The 17,495-nt window shown below is 48.0% G+C and carries 17 protein-coding genes; 10 read left to right on the top strand and 7 right to left on the bottom strand.

Going from position 1 to position 17,495, the window contains the following annotated elements; genetic code table 11:
- Window positions 1-34 precede the first annotated feature (34 nt).
- A complete protein-coding gene (locus tag BZG78_RS12195) occupies window positions 35-1,324 on the top strand; it encodes a citrate synthase (RefSeq protein WP_077575870.1) in 1,290 nt (429 codons plus the stop codon).
- A 53-nt stretch (window positions 1,325-1,377) separates the two neighbouring features.
- On the opposite strand, the gene BZG78_RS12190 is transcribed toward BZG78_RS12195, so the two are convergent.
- Window positions 1,378-2,136: a Nif3-like dinuclear metal center hexameric protein gene (locus tag BZG78_RS12190; protein ID WP_077661362.1), complete on the bottom strand. Its 759-nt coding sequence runs from the start codon at window positions 2,134-2,136 to the stop codon at window positions 1,378-1,380.
- Window positions 2,137-2,270: 134 nt separating this feature from the next.
- Window positions 2,271-2,468: a DUF2517 family protein gene (locus BZG78_RS12185; RefSeq protein ID WP_021022462.1), complete on the bottom strand. Its 198-nt coding sequence runs from the start codon at window positions 2,466-2,468 to the stop codon at window positions 2,271-2,273.
- Between the two features lie 138 nt (window positions 2,469-2,606).
- On the opposite strand from BZG78_RS12185, the gene BZG78_RS12180 reads away from it, so the two are divergent.
- Entirely contained in the window at window positions 2,607-3,431 is an 825-nt protein-coding gene (locus BZG78_RS12180; protein ID WP_077661350.1) for a DUF1853 family protein, read from the top strand.
- 55 nt (window positions 3,432-3,486) lie between these two features.
- On the opposite strand, the gene pgm is transcribed toward BZG78_RS12180, so the two are convergent.
- Window positions 3,487-5,133 (bottom strand): phosphoglucomutase (alpha-D-glucose-1,6-bisphosphate-dependent), encoded by a 1,647-nt coding sequence (gene pgm, locus BZG78_RS12175; RefSeq protein WP_077661349.1) that lies wholly within the window; start codon window positions 5,131-5,133, stop codon window positions 3,487-3,489.
- Between the two features lie 28 nt (window positions 5,134-5,161).
- Window positions 5,162-5,707: a replication initiation negative regulator SeqA gene (gene seqA / locus BZG78_RS12170; protein WP_021022465.1), complete on the bottom strand. Its 546-nt coding sequence runs from the start codon at window positions 5,705-5,707 to the stop codon at window positions 5,162-5,164.
- A 99-nt stretch (window positions 5,708-5,806) separates the two neighbouring features.
- Between seqA and BZG78_RS12165 the strand changes: the two genes are divergently transcribed.
- The 3 genes from BZG78_RS12165 (at window position 5,807) to fldA (ending at window position 7,499) form a co-directional block, all read left to right on the top strand.
- On the top strand, window positions 5,807-6,580 hold the full coding sequence (locus BZG78_RS12165) for an alpha/beta fold hydrolase (protein WP_021022466.1): 774 nt from the start codon (window positions 5,807-5,809) through the stop codon (window positions 6,578-6,580).
- Between the two features lie 60 nt (window positions 6,581-6,640).
- The gene (locus tag BZG78_RS12160) at window positions 6,641-6,862 is read left to right on the top strand and encodes a DUF2788 domain-containing protein (protein WP_021022467.1); all 222 of its coding nucleotides are present in this window, start codon (window positions 6,641-6,643) and stop codon (window positions 6,860-6,862) included.
- A gap of 109 nt (window positions 6,863-6,971) precedes the next feature.
- Window positions 6,972-7,499 (top strand): flavodoxin FldA, encoded by a 528-nt coding sequence (fldA, locus tag BZG78_RS12155; RefSeq protein ID WP_077460163.1) that lies wholly within the window; start codon window positions 6,972-6,974, stop codon window positions 7,497-7,499.
- A gap of 59 nt (window positions 7,500-7,558) precedes the next feature.
- On the opposite strand, the gene BZG78_RS12150 is transcribed toward fldA, so the two are convergent.
- Entirely contained in the window at window positions 7,559-8,047 is a 489-nt protein-coding gene (locus tag BZG78_RS12150) for a DUF4442 domain-containing protein (RefSeq protein WP_077661348.1), read from the bottom strand.
- 196 nt (window positions 8,048-8,243) lie between these two features.
- Between BZG78_RS12150 and fcrX the strand changes: the two genes are divergently transcribed.
- Complete coding sequence (gene fcrX / locus BZG78_RS12145) at window positions 8,244-8,690, top strand: ferric iron uptake transcriptional regulator FcrX (protein ID WP_021022470.1); 447 nt, start codon at window positions 8,244-8,246, stop codon at window positions 8,688-8,690.
- A 70-nt stretch (window positions 8,691-8,760) separates the two neighbouring features.
- Here fcrX and glnS read toward each other — a convergent pair whose 3' ends face one another.
- Both glnS and nagE read right to left on the bottom strand, forming a co-directional pair.
- Window positions 8,761-10,428 carry a glutamine--tRNA ligase gene (glnS, locus tag BZG78_RS12140; RefSeq protein WP_077460161.1) on the bottom strand — a complete coding sequence of 556 codons (1,668 nt, stop codon included), beginning with the start codon at window positions 10,426-10,428 and terminating at the stop codon, window positions 8,761-8,763.
- Between the two features lie 215 nt (window positions 10,429-10,643).
- Entirely contained in the window at window positions 10,644-12,146 is a 1,503-nt protein-coding gene (gene nagE, locus BZG78_RS12135; RefSeq protein ID WP_077661361.1) for an N-acetylglucosamine-specific PTS transporter subunit IIBC, read from the bottom strand.
- A 318-nt stretch (window positions 12,147-12,464) separates the two neighbouring features.
- On the opposite strand from nagE, the gene nagB reads away from it, so the two are divergent.
- The 4 genes from nagB (at window position 12,465) to BZG78_RS12115 (ending at window position 17,387) form a co-directional block, all read left to right on the top strand.
- Window positions 12,465-13,265: a glucosamine-6-phosphate deaminase gene (gene nagB / locus BZG78_RS12130; RefSeq protein ID WP_077460159.1), complete on the top strand. Its 801-nt coding sequence runs from the start codon at window positions 12,465-12,467 to the stop codon at window positions 13,263-13,265.
- A gap of 11 nt (window positions 13,266-13,276) precedes the next feature.
- Window positions 13,277-14,413, top strand: coding sequence for an N-acetylglucosamine-6-phosphate deacetylase (nagA, locus tag BZG78_RS12125; protein WP_077647055.1), 1,137 nt, complete (start codon window positions 13,277-13,279; stop codon window positions 14,411-14,413).
- A gap of 7 nt (window positions 14,414-14,420) precedes the next feature.
- Entirely contained in the window at window positions 14,421-15,635 is a 1,215-nt protein-coding gene (locus tag BZG78_RS12120; protein ID WP_077575874.1) for an ROK family protein, read from the top strand.
- Between the two features lie 171 nt (window positions 15,636-15,806).
- Window positions 15,807-17,387, top strand: coding sequence for a cation:proton antiporter family protein (locus BZG78_RS12115; RefSeq protein ID WP_077661347.1), 1,581 nt, complete (start codon window positions 15,807-15,809; stop codon window positions 17,385-17,387).
- Window positions 17,388-17,495: the final 108 nt, after the last annotated feature.

Below are 17,495 nucleotides of genomic sequence, written 5' to 3'. Positions count from 1 at the left end.
TGGATGGGATTATAAAATAACAAAGGAGATTGTTATGGCAGAGAAGAAAGCTACCCTACATATCGAAGGGAAAGCACCAATCGAACTGCCGATTATCGGAGGCACTGTCGGCCCGGATGTGATCGATGTGCGCAAGCTAGTCAATGAAGGTTACTTCACGTTTGATCCAGGGTTTGTTGCGACAGGATCTTGCGATTCGCAAATCACCTACATCGACGGCGAAGCGGGTGTTTTACTACACCGTGGTTTTCCGATAGATCAACTTGCCAATAACGCTGATTACTTAGAAGTCTGTTACATCCTGCTCTACGGCGAAGTCCCTACAAAAAAACAATACGATGGTTTTCGTTCTATGATCGTGCGCCACACCATGGTTCACGAACAAATCGCGAGTTTCTTCCATGGTTTCCGTCGTGATGCTCACCCTATGGCCGTTATGGTCGGGGTTGTAGGGGCGCTTGCCGCGTTCTACCACGATTCTCTCGACATCAACAATGATAAACACCGTGAAATTACGGCGTTTCGTTTGCTGTCGAAGATGCCTACCCTGGCCGCTATGTGTTACAAGTATTCGATTGGCCAGCCATTTATTTATCCACGTAACGATCTGGACTACGCAGAGAACTTCCTTCATATGATGTTTGCCACACCATGTGAAGAATATGAGGTGAATCCGGTAGTTGCGCGCGCGATGGATAAGATTTTCACCCTACACGCGGATCATGAGCAAAACGCCTCAACATCCACGGTACGCCTAGCGGGATCATCGGGAGCCAATCCGTTTGCTTGTATTGCTGCCGGTATCGCGTCCTTGTGGGGGCCGGCACATGGCGGGGCCAATGAAGCTTGCTTGCGCATGCTCGAGCAAATCGGCCATGTCGATAATATTCCTGAGTACATTGAACGCGCTAAGGATAAAGATGATCCTTTCCGCTTAATGGGCTTTGGTCACCGGGTTTATAAAAACTATGACCCACGTGCAACGGTCATGCGCGAAGCATGTCATGAAGTGCTTGAAGAGCTACAAATCCAAGACCCGTTATTGGATGTGGCGATGGAGTTAGAACGCATCGCACTCTCCGATCAATACTTCATCGACAAGAAATTGTATCCGAATGTCGATTTCTACTCGGGCATCATCCTCAAAGCCATCGGTATTCCAACATCGATGTTTACCGTTATCTTCGCGATGTCGCGGACGATCGGTTGGATTGCTCATTGGAACGAAATGCATACGGATCCACACAAGCGCATTGGTCGTCCACGCCAGCTTTACTCAGGCTATACCCAGCGTGAATTCACGCCGATGGATAAACGCGATTAACTGCGACACCTTGATGATAGAGATAACGAAGCCGCCTCGATGGGCGGCTTTTTTTATGCGGGATTGTCGATATCGACAAAGTGCGTGGTAAGCCCATGATGGTCAGCTAACCACTCACCCAACGCTTTAACCCCATAACGTTCTGTTGCATGGTGCCCCGCGGCAACATAATGCACACCCTGCTCGCGCGCTGAAAACGTGGTTCGTTCAGAAATTTCACCCGATAAATACGCATCCATGCCTTGCTCGGCGGCTAAGTCGATAAAGTCTTGCGCCCCTCCCGTGCACAGGCCGACGGTTTCTATCCGTGTTGTCCTGCCACCGTCAACGACAAGTGGCGTTCGGTTAAGCACGGTCGCAACTTGTTGCTCGAATTGGCCAAGTGTCATCGGTGTTGATAATTTGCCATAGACAGGAATGGAGACTGGATTATTGGGCTCCAAGCCACCTATGATCTCAATCCCCAACCGTTTGGCTAGCTGGGCGTTGTTGCCTAATGTGGGATGGATATCAAGCGGCAAATGGTAACCGTATAAGTTGATACCGTTTTCAATCAACATCTTAATCCGTTGATACTTCATGCCGCGTATTGATTGCGATTCACCACGCCAAAAGTAGCCATGATGAACCAAGATAGCATCGGCTTGATATTCAATTGCTTTATCAATTAAGTCTTGGCAGGCCGTCACGCCAGTAACAATGGTTTGTACATTATCGCGGCCTTGAACTTGTAATCCGTTTGGGCTGTAGTCTTTAACTTGTTCAGGTTTCAGTTCAGCGTTAAGCAGGGCTTCTAGCTGGAAATTATTCATAGCAATCACATTCACTTGCGAGACAATGGCAACAGTGTAACCTGACAAGCAAAGATAAAAAAAGCGGCTAGCATTGATGCTAACCGCCTTTTTCAACCACACGAAGTTGTGCGTTTAAATCAGACCTTCGCGGGTTACAGATAGCCCCCAGCTTTCTCGGACTCAGCCAGCCATACAGGTTTGGTGCTGTCTTTAAGCCATACTTGGTGCAAATGGCTATAAATACGAGAAGCCAGCGATGGCGCAATCAGCGTTGGCAGGCAAGTGATGCCCGCCACTACGACAACACAACGACGCAGAACAACACGGGTTTTATCGAACGGTTTATACATAGCTAACCTCACTCATCTGACCAGTTATGTGTGAAGTCTATCATTAGTTTTGTAGTATTACTACATTTTGCTGATTTTTTATCCTAAAAATGCGCTTTTGGCATTAACAAACGATTAACAAGGTAATTAAATTACATTATGGCTTATCTGCGGTCACACCACTCACCAGACACGTTGTTTGCCAATAGGGAACAAATACAGGCGGATATAAAATGGCTACAACGCCAATTTCCGTTGTTGTCTTCTGAGCAGTTTTCGCTGGTACCGCACGGACTTTTCTCGGCCGTCTCGGTATCGGCATCTAAACCGTACGCGGGCCCTAGGCGAATTGGGTTTTATTATCAATGGTTGCTCACTGAGTTAATCCATCATCATCCGCACTTGCGACTAGAAGCAGAGGAAATACAGGTTAATGAGGCTGGAAAAACACGAGGTGCCATTGATTTTTTGATTGAGTACCAAGGGCAGTTAGAACACTGGGAAGTCGCGGTAAAATTTTATCTTGCTCATCAGAATCGCTGGCTGGGTCCGAACGCCAAGGACGCACTCGATATTAAAGTTGCGCGCATGATTGACCATCAATTGGCTCTGTCGAGTCATCCAAGCTTTTGCCAACAGTTTCCTCATTGGCGTCCCACCCAAAAACGCTTAATGGTTCAAGGCCGGCTTTACCGTCATTACAGCCAGGATACTGACCTGCCCGACTGGCCTCCCGTTAATGCGGCAAGTGTCAGTGGTTGGTGGTGCTGGCCTGACGAACTGCCAACAGACAGAGAATTTGCCATGTTGGCCCGCGATCAATGGTTATCTCTGCCAGAGTTTGGTGAGTTATCCCCCGTTGCCCCAGGCAGTCTCGGTAACATAGACCGCACGTGTCATTTGTTAGATAACACACAAACACCTTGGTTCGTGGTGCCGAACACTTGGCCTAACAACGCACCTTCGCCCGCCTCAAAAAAATAAAAAGCGCGCACTTAATCGTGCACGCTTTTTGCAAACGGAGAACGGAAACAGCGCGCTAGACGCCCTGTTGCTCAAACACGCGATCGACAATTTGTTGCGCTTCCTGTTCAATCAAGCGCAAGTGTTGCTCGCCTTTAAAGCTCTCACAGTAGATTTTATAAATGTCTTCGGTTCCTGATGGGCGAGCCGCAAACCAACCATGATCTGTGACCACTTTGAGTCCGCCAATTGCCGCGCCGTTACCCGGTGCATGAGTCAATTTAGCAGTGATGACATCCCCTGCTAAGGTGTCAGCTGTCACCATTTCCGGGCGCAGTTGGCTCAGCACCTGCTTTTGTTGCGCGTTGGCGACCGCTTRCAAACGGTTATAGGCAGGATCCCCATGTTTATCCGCCAGCTTTTGATAATAAGCCTGTGGTGTCAGCCCCGTCACCGCCAGGATTTCTGCCGCCAGTAAGCAAAGAATAATACCATCTTTATCGGTAGACCAAGGCTGACCATCAAAGGTTAAAAACGACGCCCCCGCACTCTCTTCACCGCCAAAGCCAAGCGTCCCCTCATGCAAACCAGGCACGAACCACTTGAAGCCGACCGGGACTTCAACCAGCGGGCGTGATAAGTCATTGACGACTTTATCGATGATGGCACTAGACACCAGTGTTTTACCGACACCTAACCCTGCAGGCCACTGCTGACGATGTCGGAATAAATAATCAATGCACACCGCCAAGTAATGATTAGGATTCATCAAACCGGCGGGGGTCACAATGCCGTGACGATCAAAGTCGGGATCATTACCAAAAGCCAAGTCATAATCGTCTTTATAAGCGAGCAACCCAGCCATCGCATAAGCAGACGAACAATCCATCCGGATAACGCCATCACTATCGCGCGGCATAAAGCCAAACGTCGGGTCGACATGATCGTTAATCAAGGTAATATCGAGTTGATACTGAGTCGCAATCTGTTGCCAATAGGCGATACCTGCACCACCTAAAGGGTCAACAGCCAGCTTTAATCCCGCTTTTTGAATAGCTTCAATATCAACCACCTGAGTCAGACCGACAACATAAGGGGTCACGAGATCTTTTTCAACGTAATAGTCGCTGGCCATCGCCGCATCAATATCGATGTGTTGAACACCCTCTAAATAGGTATCGATGTATCGATTGGCTCGGGATTCAATCGCCTTGGTGATTTCTCCCTCTGCCGGCCCGCCATGTGGCGGATTATATTTAATGCCGCCATCTTGCGGTGGATTATGTGAAGGGGTAATGACAATGCCATCCGCTTGTTCAGCATGATCACGATTATAAGCCAGAATTTGCTGGGAAATGCCCGGTGTTGGCGTATAGCCCTGATTTGCCTGTGCGATAATTTGCACCTGATTCGCCGCCAACACTTGTATGACCGCCCCAAACGCAGGCGCAGACAATGCATGTGTATCTTTACCGACAAACACTGGCCCTGTGATGCCACGGGCTTGGCGTTCATCACAGATTGCCTGCGCAATCGCTAAAATATGATCACGATTGAAGGTGGTGCTTAATGCGCTCCCGCGATGACCTGACGTACCAAAAGCAACTTGTTGTTCGGGTTGCCCTGGTCGAGGTTGAGCTTGGAAAAAACGCGTAACAAGCGCAGGAATATCACACAAGTCTGCTGCTTGTGCGCGTTGTCCTGCTTGGGGATGCACTGCCATATTTCTCTTCTCCCATGAGTGGCATAGATTAAATCGCGTTCACAACCTTCTCGGTCAAATCACTGGGGAACTGCATTTTTTCCATCAACTGCTCCACCATTTGGCGTTTACGACCAGTGTTGGTATTGGTGATGACCCAAAAAGGTGTATCTGGAATCTGTTTAGGTTTGGTTGTTTTGCCGCTTTCCAACAGTGTTTGTGGATTATCGGAAAAATACAGACGAGTACGTCCTTTTAACGCCATACCGTCGGCAAAACCTTGCTGATCAACACGGTATAAAGTGGTTAGGACAAGCATAAAACGGCCTATGGCACGATCTTGTGCGGCAAACTCATCTGAGATCAAAAGCGTTCGCATCGCTTTGACACGATCAGTGGACACACTCCGTCCAGCATCTTTACTGACAACAATGCCACTAGAACGAGAGGACGTCGTCGGCGCAGCTTGACTGGGCTGCGGTGCCGCATCCGACAGTAATAGGCGACGTAAAATGTCTGATGCACTTTCGCCAATATGCTGGGTTTGGCTGGCAATATAACGGTATAGATCGTCGTCAACCTCAATCGTTTTCATTGTTTTTCATCGCGTCCTGTTTATCGTTTGACGGGGCGATTATACAGAGATAGATAGGTATACTCTACGTTAAAGCCAGTAATCTGAGAGAAAAGCAACGTGTTGTTAAATGGAAAATCTCGTGGTGAGGGGTCACCACTCGTATTAATCCACGGTTTATTTGGGGATCTGGATAATTTAGGTGGGCTAGCTAAAAGCCTTGCTCAGCATTTTTGTGTCTATCAGATTGATCTCCCCAACCATGGACAGTCCTATCATACTAAGAGTATGGATTATCAAAGCCAGTCAGATGCTGTGGTTGCTTGGATGAACGCGCAACGTCTTGAGACGGTCACGCTGGTGGGCCATTCGATGGGCGGCAAAGTCGCAATGGCCATCGCCCAGCGTTTTCCCGAGCGCGTCTCGCAGCTGGTTGTGATGGACATTGCCCCCGTCGACTATCAAGTTAGCCGACATGACAATGTCTTTAACGCACTACGCGAGACCCAAACAGTTACCTTAGAAAATCGCCAGCAAGCGCAATCGATCATGAATCGATCGATCGAAAACCCAGGTGTGACCCAATTTTTATTGAAATCACTCTATAAAACCGATCACGGTCACTACGACTGGCGCTTTAATATTGATAATCTTTATCACGGTTATCGTGACATCATGGGGTGGACAGCCTTTGGACCGTATTCAGGCCCAACATTATTTGTTAAAGGACAGAACTCTGAATACATCCAGTCTGAGCATCGCGATACCATTGTCGCGCAGTTCCCCCATTCAAAAGCGCACATGGTGGCAGGCACAGGGCATTGGCTACATGCAGAAAAACCAGCCGTGGTCGCAAGTGTCATCGAACGCTTTTTAATGCCGGGCGAGCGTTAACAGTTAAGCAACCCTTGTGGTATATTGCGCCGCAGAAGTCGGTGCTCAATGGAGGCACGCATGCTTTACGAGCACTTTCAATTGCTCGAAAAAATTGGTCTAGATCTCGTCTTCGCCGCGATTTTCTTTTTTATCGGCATGGCAATTAAAGACGTGTTACGTGAGGGCAACGTACCAGTATTCGGTCGACGAATCGTCTGGTTTGTGCTCACGCTAGGCTGTGTCGGCTTTATCGTAAAAGGGGTTATTCAATTGGTTTGGGAAGGCGTCGGTATCGGCTAACCCAACGGAGAATAATCGCCTATACATATGGGTGTGAAAAAGCACGGCTTTTTCTTAAATTCGAGTTAGTTGCAAACAGCAACCCACTGACAAAAACGGGTATTTTTATATGGCGAGTGTAGGTCTCTTCTTTGGTAGTGACACAGGCAACACTGAAGCAATTGCGAAAAGCATTCAAAAGCAGCTGGGCAAGCAAATGGTCCACGTGCAAGACATCGCGAAAAGCAGCAAAGAAGATATTGATAACTTCGATCTGCTGCTGATCGGGATCCCAACTTGGTATTATGGTGAAGCGCAGTGTGATTGGGATGATTTCTTTCCCGAGCTAGAGCAAATCGACTTTTCCACCAAACTCGTTGCCATTTTCGGCTGTGGTGACCAAGAAGATTACGCAGAGTACTTCTGTGACGCAATGGGCACAGTGCGTGATATTATTGAAGCCAAGGGCGCGACCATCATTGGTCACTGGCCAACGGAAGGATACGAGTTTGAAGCCTCGCAAGCCCTTGTGGATGATAGCCATTTTGTCGGCTTATGCGTTGATGAAGATCGCCAACCAGAGTTGACCGACGAACGTGTGAGCAAATGGGTTAAGCAAATTCACGAAGAAATGTGTTTAGCCGAACTCGAAGACTAAAACACACTGATTCGAGAGACGTAAAAACGCCAAGGCGAGCTTAGCCTTGGCGTTTTTTATTACGCAGCTTCTTTGGGCGAGATATCACGGTATTGCCGTTTCTTTCTCACATACAGCGTGCGCTTGACTTCTGCAACCACCTCGCCATGTGCATCTTTCACATGTACCACAAATTCGGGTAACACCTTGTCACCCCGTCCTGCCTTGTGCTGAATATCAGTTAATACCGCTTCGCTGATCACAAAATCTGCATATAAATCGGTGGTCCCAGGCTTGAGAAAATTGATATCAGCTTGCTTGTCCCACACATGGTACTGTGGTCCTAAAATACCCATTAACATCAATGCGTAAACAGGATCAGTTAAGGAGAAGATACTGCCGCCATATTGAGTACGATTGGCATTTTTGTTCCACCAACGTAACTTCAATCGCATATTGACACGTCTAAAGTCAGGGCTGATGTTTTCAATGCGAATACCGGCTCCCCAAAACGGTGGCCAGCTATTAAGTGCCCACTTCACCACTCGTGGCTTATAGAAACGATTCATGGTCTATTGACTTCCTTATCTGGTCCAACCAGGCAATATTCACATCTTGTAAACATTGATGCAACCACAGATGAACAATTTTCGTACGCAGAAAGCATGGCTGATGTAGCGAGAGCAGTGCAATTTTGATAGTCTTATAGAATATTTCCTTGCTAATCCAACTGTCTTCACAGAGACAGAAAACAGGTAGATACACATGTCAGACAATAACCAGGCGTTGAAGCAAGCTGGGCTGAAAGTCACGCTCCCACGACTCAAGATCCTAGAAGTGCTGCAACAGCCAGATTGCCAGCACATCAGTGCCGAAGACCTGTATAAGAAGTTAATTGATCTAGGCGAAGAAATTGGCCTAGCGACGGTCTACCGCGTATTAAACCAATTTGATGATGCGGGCATTGTAACGCGTCACCATTTTGAAGGCGGTAAATCGGTCTTTGAACTCGCGACACAGCATCATCACGATCACTTAGTTTGCCTTGATTGCGGTAAAGTCATTGAGTTTTCTGACGACTTAATTGAAGAGCGTCAGAAAGAGATTGCCGCCCGCTTTAATGTGAAATTAACCAACCATAGCCTGTATCTGTATGGCCATTGTCAGGAGGGCGACTGCAAAGCCGATCCTTCCATTCACAACGCAGATTAATCGATGCTCACCGACTAGCGGTGTGACATAACAACAAAAAAGCCGGCGTGATAAACACGCCGGCTTTTTATTACTTCCCTTCTATTTTCGCCCAAGTATCCCTTAGGCTCACTGTTCGGTTAAAAACAAGTGCATCGGGTTGGCTATCTTTGTTATCGACACAGAAATAGCCCGTCCGCTCGAACTGATAACCCTTTTCAGCCGGCGCATTCTGCATACTTGGCTCGACATAGCCTTGCTGTACTTGCAGTGACTCTGGATTAATCGTCTCGGCAAAGTTATCTGCACTTGCTGGGTTAGGTACCGTAAAGAGGCGATCATACAAACGAAACTCAGCAGGTAACGCCTTATCGGCAGATACCCAATGAATAACGCCTTTTACTTTACGACCATCGGCTGGGTCTTTCCCTAACGTATCGGGATCGTAGCGACAATACACCGTGGTAATATTGCCGTCTTCGTCCTTGTCACAGCGCTCTGCTTTCACCACATAGGCATTACGCAAACGCACTTCTTTGTCTAACACCAGACGCTTATATTTTTTGTTTGCTGATTCGCGGAAGTCTTCGCGCTCAATCCAGATTTCACTCGAGAAGGGTACCTGGCGGGTTCCCATTTCGGGTTGGTTCGGATGATTCGGCGCGTCAAGCCACTCAACACCGTCTGTTTTGTTTTCAATCACCAGTTTAATGGGATCAAGAACAGCCATTGCGCGCGGTGCGTTGTCGTTCAAGTCGTCACGGACACAAGACTCCAAAGAGCTCATTTCAATGGTGTTGTCTTGCTTAGTGACACCAATACGCTGACAAAACTCACGAATCGACGCCGGTGTATAGCCGCGACGACGTAAGCCAGAGATAGTCAGCATACGTGGGTCATCCCAACCATTAACGAGTTGTTCTTCCACCAATTGATTGAGTTTACGTTTCGACATCACCGTGTATTCGAGGTTCAGACGGCTAAATTCATACTGATGAGGCGTACAATCAATGGTGATGTTTTCCAGTACCCAATCATACAATCGACGGTTGTCTTGAAACTCTAACGTACAAAGTGAGTGAGTAATGCCCTCAAGCGCATCAGAAATGCAGTGGGTGAAGTCATACATTGGGTAAATGCACCACTTATCCCCAGTTTGGTGATGATGGACAAAACGAACGCGATAAAGCACAGGATCACGCATCACCATAAACGGCGATGCCATGTCTATTTTGGCTCGTAGACAGGCTTTTCCTTCTTCGAACTCCCCCGCGCGCATTTTTTCAAACAGTGCGAGGTTTTCTTCAACAGTACGCTCACGGTAAGGGCTATGTTTGCCCGGCGCCGTCAGGGTACCGCGATACTCGCGGATCTCATCGGGTGTGAGCTCTTCAACATACGCCAATCCTTTTTTAATCAACTCGATGGCATAACCATAAAGCTTATCAAAGTAGTTTGAGGAGTAACGCACCTCTCCCGCCCAATCAAAGCCTAGCCACTGCACATCACGCTTGATTGACGCGACATACTCAACGTTTTCTTTCTCTGGGTTGGTATCGTCAAAACGCAGGTTACATTCACCCTGATAGTCTTGCGCAATCCCAAAATTCAAACAAATTGATTTAGCATGGCCAATGTGCAAATACCCATTCGGCTCCGGTGGGAAACGTGTCACGATCGCTGTGTGTTTCCCTTCCGCCAAATCTTTATCAATGATTTGGCGAATAAAGTTAGTGGGACGAGCTTCAGCATCACTCATCAAGGTTACCTCGTATCAAAAATGCGAATTTTAAAGCTACATAGACGTTATGATCGCCTATTCCGCCCTCTGACTCAACCCGTTGTTGTGATTGTCTTTGCTACGCCCTCTTAATTGTTACTTTTTTAGACGAAACCAACATGCTCCGTGGATAAAAAAACGCCCAGCAACCCGCTGAGCGTTTTCATCGTCATTATTTATCATTCAAACTAAGTTTAAGGCAACGACACCTTGGAGAGATCTTCATCTTCAGGGATCTGCTTGAGCTCCCCGGCAATAATCTCTGCCAATGGACCGAGGATAACCTGCAAGTTATTTTCGCCGAGTTTAACCACGCCCATCGCACCAATCGCTTTCAGCTTCGCTTCATCAACAATATCACGGTCAGCAACTGACAGACGCAAACGCGTAATACAGGCATCAATCGAAGTCAGGTTTTGATGGCCGCCTAATGCTTTCAAGTATTGACGCGCAAGTTCACGGTTATCACTCTTGCCATTGTTGTTGGCAGGCGCACTTTCAACCGCGTCATCTTCTCGACCTGGTGTTTTCAAGTTCATTGCCATGATAGCCGCTCGGAAGGTGGCATAGTAGAGCACAAAGAACACCAGCCCCATGACAGGAAGCATATACCACTCGTTGGCGACGGGGTTTTTCGAAGACAGCACCAAGTCAACAAGGCCTGCCGAGAAACCAAAACCTGCCGTCCAGTTGAACGTTGCAGCAATGAACAACGAAATACCGGTCAAGAACGCATGCAAGACAAACAGCACTGGCGCGACGAACAGGAAGGCAAACTCAAGCGGTTCAGTCACCCCGGTAAAGAAAGACGCAAAACCTGCAGCAATCATGATCGATGCTACACGTGCTTTATTCTCTGGACGAGCGGTGTGATACATAGCCAACGCTGCACCCGGTAGGCCAAACATCATCACGGGGAAGAAACCGGCCATATACATGCCTGTAGTGCCTTTAATCGCCTCACCAGATTCTAGGCCTTGTGCACCGAGCCAGAAACGACCCAAGTCATTAATCCCGACGGTATCGAACCAGAATACCGCATTCAGCGCATGATGCAGCCCGACTGGAATAAGCAGGCGGTTAAAGAAGCCGTAAATACCCGCACCGGCGGCGCCTAAGTTGGTAATGCTTTCACCGAAGTGAACCAGGCCACCAAACACCACAGGCCAGACAAACATCAGTACAAACGAAATGGCGATAGCCACCACAGATACCAGGATAGGTACCAAGCGTTTACCACTAAAGAAGGCTAACGCTTTTGGCAGCTCAACGCCGCTATAGCGATTATAAAGCTCAGCCGACACCACACCAATCAAGATACCGATAAACTGGTTATTGATTTTGCTAAACGCTAACTCATTGTTACCCAGAGAAATATCGATTAAACCAATTTGGCTAACCGCGCCTGGGGCACATAACGTGGTGATCACCATAAAGCCGACGTAACCTGCTAAAGCAGCCGCACCGTCTTTATCTTTTGACATGCCGTAAGCCACACCAATGGCAAATAAGACGGACATGTTCTCAATGATCGCCGCGCCTGACTTAATCATAAAAGCAGCAAGGGCGTTATTTGCGCCCCAACCGGTTGGATCCAGCCAGTAGCCGACCCCCATTAAGATCGCAGCTGCAGGTAGTACCGCTACCGGCACCATCAGCGCACGACCTATACGTTGTGCATAACCAAGAATATTCACCGTCGTTCCCCCTGTGTATTTTTCTGTGTTCAGCAATTGTGCGTCTATGCGCCTTTGCTGGAACCACCACTTGAGCATTCACTCAAGGACTTTTTATTAAATCACTTCTTTTGTAAAGCAATGTTACTCACTTGCAGTTTATGGCAATAAATTCGCTTCGCAAATTAAACCCGTGCTATTTGTGAGAATCATCACCGAATAACCCCAAAACAGAAGAAAATTGTTAGCCTGATCATAAAACTTATTTTATGATAAAAATAAATGCACATATCCGTTATGCTAGAGCCTAGATTCCGGAACCGATTACCGAGGTGATTCATGCGACTCATTCCTTTACAAACCAGCCAGCAAGTTGGTCTTTGGTCGGCGCGTTACATCGTCGATACCATTAACCAGTTTGCCCCGACCGCAGACCACCCTTTTGTGTTAGGTTTGCCGACCGGTGGTACCCCACTGAATACCTACAACCAATTGATTAAACTTCATAAAAAAGGCGAAATTAGCTTTGAACATGTGGTGACATTCAATATGGACGAGTACTGTGGTATCCCGGCCAATCATCCGCAGGCCTATCGTACCTTTATGTATGAAAACTTCTTTAACCACATAGATATTCAGGAAAAAAACATCAACCTGCTTGATGGAAATGCGACCGATATCGAGGCGGAATGCCAACGCTATGAAGAAAAAATCAAAGCCTACGGCAAAATTCATCTCTTTATGGGCGGAGTGGGTAACGATGGCCACATTGCATTTAATGAACCGGCCTCTTCGTTAGCATCACGAACTCGGATCAAAACCTTGACCGAAGACACGCGTGTGGCAAACTCTCGCTTCTTTGATAATGATATCAATCAAGTGCCAAAACACGCGCTCACCATCGGTGTTGGTACGCTACTCGATGCCGAAGAAGTCATGATTCTGGTTACTGGTGCCAATAAAGCGCAAGCGCTCGAAGCGGCGGTGGAAGGCTCAGTCAATCATCTTTGGACCGTCTCGGCACTGCAGCTTCATCCCAAGGCCATGATTGTGTGCGACTCGCCCTCAACCGCAGAGCTAAAAGTCAAAACGGTAAAGTACTTTCAAGAGCTTGAAGCCCAAAATATCCATCATTTATAAGGAATTTAAGCATGTATGCCCTAACCCACTGCCGGATTTTTACTGGCCATGAGGTACTTGATGATCATGCCATCGTCATTCGGGAAGGCCTGATTGCAGACGTATGCCCACAACATGCGCTTTCCACTGACATTGAAACACGCAGTCTAGAAGGTGCGATGGTTAGCCCTGGTTTTATTGATCTGCAGCTGAATGGCTGTGGCGGCGTGATGTTTAATGATGACATTACGTCCGATACCATCGACACCATGCACCAAGCGAATCTTAAATCAGGTTGCACTAATTTCCTGCCTACCCTGATCACCAGCTCTGATGCCGATATGAAAGCCGCTGTTGCGGCAATGCGGGACCACAAAGCCAAGCACCCGCATCAAGCACTTGGATTGCATTTAGAAGGGCCTTACTTAAATACTCAAAAAAAAGGGATACATAGCGCTGATTATATTCGCCCAAGTAGCGATGACATGATTGCCTACTTATGCGATAACGCAGACGTCATTACAAAAGTTACCGTCGCGCCTGAGCTCACTCCCCGTGCCCATATCCAGGCGCTGACAAAGGCAGGGATCATCGTCTCGGCAGGACATACCAATGCGACCTACGCTGAAGCGAGAGAGGGCTTCGCCAATGGTATCGGCTTTGCTACGCACCTGTTTAATGCCATGACATCGATCACAGGGCGAGAGCCTGGGATGGTCGGTGCGATTTATGATACCCCCGATGTTTATACCGGCGTGATTGCCGATGGCTTTCATGTGTCATATGCCAATATTCGACTCGCGCACCAAGTAAAAAGGGATAAATTAGTGTTGGTTACCGATGCAGTCGCACCAGCAGGAGCTGACATGGATCACTTTATTTTTGTAGGTAAGAAAGTATATTACCGCGACGGTAAGTGTGTTGATGAAAATGGTACACTTGGCGGCTCAGCATTGACGATGGACCGAGCGGTGCATAACAGTGTTGAGCATGTAGGGATCGCCTTGGATGAAGCCTTGCGGATGGCGACGCTCTATCCTGCTCGCGCAATGGGCATTGATCAGCATTATGGCAGTATTCGTCCCGGAAAAGTCGCGAATCTTGCCATTTTTGACCGTTCAATCAACATTCAAGCAACGATCGTAAACGGGCACTATTTACACAGCTAGGACACCTATGACTGGCGGAAAAATTGGGAATGTCGATCTCGTAAAGCAACTGAACGGCGCAGCCGTTTATCGACTCATTGATCAACAAGGGCCTATTTCACGCATACAAATTGCTGATGTGAGTCGACTGGCTCCTGCAAGTGTGACAAAAATAACCCGCCAACTCCTGGAAAGAGGCCTGATCAAAGAAGTGGCACAACAGGCCTCAACCGGTGGACGTCGCGCCATTTCACTGACCACCGAGTGCGCCCCTTTTCATACGCTTGCCGTAAGATTGGGGCGTCATTTTATTGAGCTATCTTTGTATGACTTAAGCGGTGCCTCACTGGCTGAGCACGGTGAAACCTTTCATTACCAAGATCAAGACCAGTTGGTCAAAGGCTTAATCGATATCGTGAGCCAATTTATTGATACTCACCAACATGCCATTAGAGAGCTCATTGCCATTTCGGTTGTGATGCCAGGTTTGGTCGACCCAGATTCTGGTGTGGTCGAGTACATGCCCAATATTAATATTCAGCAACTCGCGCTCGCCGATACACTGCGCGATGAATTTGGCGTGCAAGCCTTTGTTGGCAACGATATTCGAGGACAAGCACTCGCTGAGCACTACTTTGGCGCCAGTCAAGACTACTACGATTCAATGCTGGTCAGTGTGCATCACGGAACCGGGGCAGGGATTATCGTCAATGGCCAGATCTTTCTCGGTCACAACCGGAATGTGGGTGAACTCGGCCATGTTCAAATCGACCCTCTCGGTAAAAAATGCCAATGTGGTAACTTTGGCTGCCTGGAAACCGTCGCATCAAACGAGGCCATCATTGAGCATGCGCAGCAATTATTGGCTCAAGGTCATCCCAGCAGCCTAACGCACGATCAAACGTTAACCATCGAGGCCATTTGCCAAGCCGCCGAGCAAGGCGATGAGCTGGCCCGTCAAGTCTTAGTCAAAGTCGGTAATCATTTGGGTAAAGCGATCGCGATGACGGTGAACCTGTTTAACCCGCAGCTGGTTGTCATTGCGGGTAAGATCACCGCCGCCAAAAGTGTGGTATTCCCCGCCATTGAGCGCTGTGTAGAAAACCAGTCACTGCCAAGCTTCCACCAAAAACTGGCGATCGTTAGCGCGGATTTACAAACTCAGCCGACTATGGCGGCGTTTGCTTTAGTCAAGCGTGCGATGCTAAACGGTGAACTCCTTCAACAGTTACTCGAAGAATAATGCTATCGGGCTTGCTCCTCTGTAAGCCCGTTTTTCTCCCTTTTCACATCTATCCCTCATCGGCCAAGTTAGCGACTATTTTACATTCACAGATTGACCACAAAACGTGTATATTATAGCCACGTGACAGACAAGACGTTGTCTCATTCAACTCTGGAATAAGTATAAAATATGGAACTGGTTTTTATCTCAACCGCTTTTGTTAGTGGCTACATATTAATGCGCTGCCACCTTCCTCCCTTAGTTGGCTTTCTGCTCGCCGGTTTTGCTCTCCATGCAATGGGGTATCAATCCACCCCCGTGATCACCCAGCTGGCTGAACTAGGGGTCACCCTTCTCCTTTTTACAATTGGGTTGAAGCTCGATGTCAAAACGCTGTTTGCCAAAGAAATTTGGTTTGGAGCCACCGCGCACAATGTGCTGACAACCGGCTTTTTTACCTTAGCGCTAATGGGCCTGAAAGCCTTGAGTCTTCCCATGCTATCAAGCATGAGCCTGTCAGAGATGTTGCTACTCGGTTTTGCGTTATCTTTTTCTAGCACCGTCTTTGCGATTAAAGCCTTAGAAGAAAAAGGCGAATTCAACGCGACGTATGGCACCTTGGCGATTGGCATGCTAATCATGCAAGACATCTTCGCGGTGATCTTTTTGACAGCCACCTCAGGAAAAACACCTGATTTGACCGCATTATTGTTATTCGCTTTGCCTCTGCTCAAGCCCGTACTCAGCAAGCTACTCGACAAGGCAGGCCATGGGGAAATGCTGGTGCTCTACGCTATTTTCCTTGCACTGGTTGCTGGCGCCGGGCTATTTGGCGCAGTCGGGATTAAGCCTGATTTGGGCGCACTCATCTTGGGAATGTTACTCGCCAGTCATCCCCGCGCATCAGAAATGGCTAAATCTCTATTTAATATTAAAGAGTTATTCTTAATCTGCTTTTTCCTCAATATTGGCTTATCCGAGCAACCTACTTGGCAAAGTTTTAGTTTTGCGTTGATTTTAATGTTGCTGCTGCCGATAAAAGGCATTTTGTATTATTGGGTCGTTAGTGGTTTTCGCTATCGTGTGCGCACCGCGCTGTTTACCTCCCTTACCTTGTTCAACTTCAGTGAATTTGGTCTCATTGTCGGTGGACTGGCGTACCAAACCGGATTAATGCCTGGGCCGATTCTTGTCTCTATTGCGATCGCGGTCTCGCTCAGCTTTATCTTCTCTGCGCCGCTGAATACCTTTAGTAACGCGTTGTATACATGGGCCTCGCGCTGGTTACCCGAGCGTGCTCCAGATAAACTTCATACCAGTGAACAACCCATTAATCTCGGTGACGCCAGCATATTGGTATTGGGGATGGGGCGTATCGGCACGGGCGCCTACGATGAATTGGCCACCACTCACCAGCAGCCCATCGTGGGGATTGATACCCGAGAGGAATCCGTCGCTCACCACCAGCAAGAAGGACGGCAGGTGATCCTGGGTGATGCCACCGACCCCGACTTTTGGTCCCGAGCGGTCTCAAATGGCAACGTATCACTGATTTTACTTGCGATGCCCAATAGCCAAGCCAATACACTGGCACTGGAAGAAATCCGGCAAACGCCCTTTAAGGGCAAAGTGGCCGCGATTGCTAAGTACCAAGATGAGTTGGAGCAACTTAAGGCTCTGGGTGTGGACGAAGCCTTTAATATCTACCAAGAAGCAGGCAGTGGCTTTGCCCGCCATGTGCGAGAGCGCTTTTCGTCATCGGCTGACTAGCGCCGTTTTATCGCTGTTTTCTCCCTTATGACGCACAAGACGCTGACGCTTCTTGTGCGTTTTTGTATGTTATCTGTGCTATTTTTAGTTTTCATTCACTATTTATCG

This window comes from Salinivibrio sp. MA351, assembly GCF_001996065.1.
GTDB classification, from domain to species: domain Bacteria; phylum Pseudomonadota; class Gammaproteobacteria; order Enterobacterales; family Vibrionaceae; genus Salinivibrio; species Salinivibrio costicola.
The sequence above is the reverse complement of the archived record's forward strand: the minus strand, read 5'-3'. Positions and strand labels throughout refer to the sequence as shown.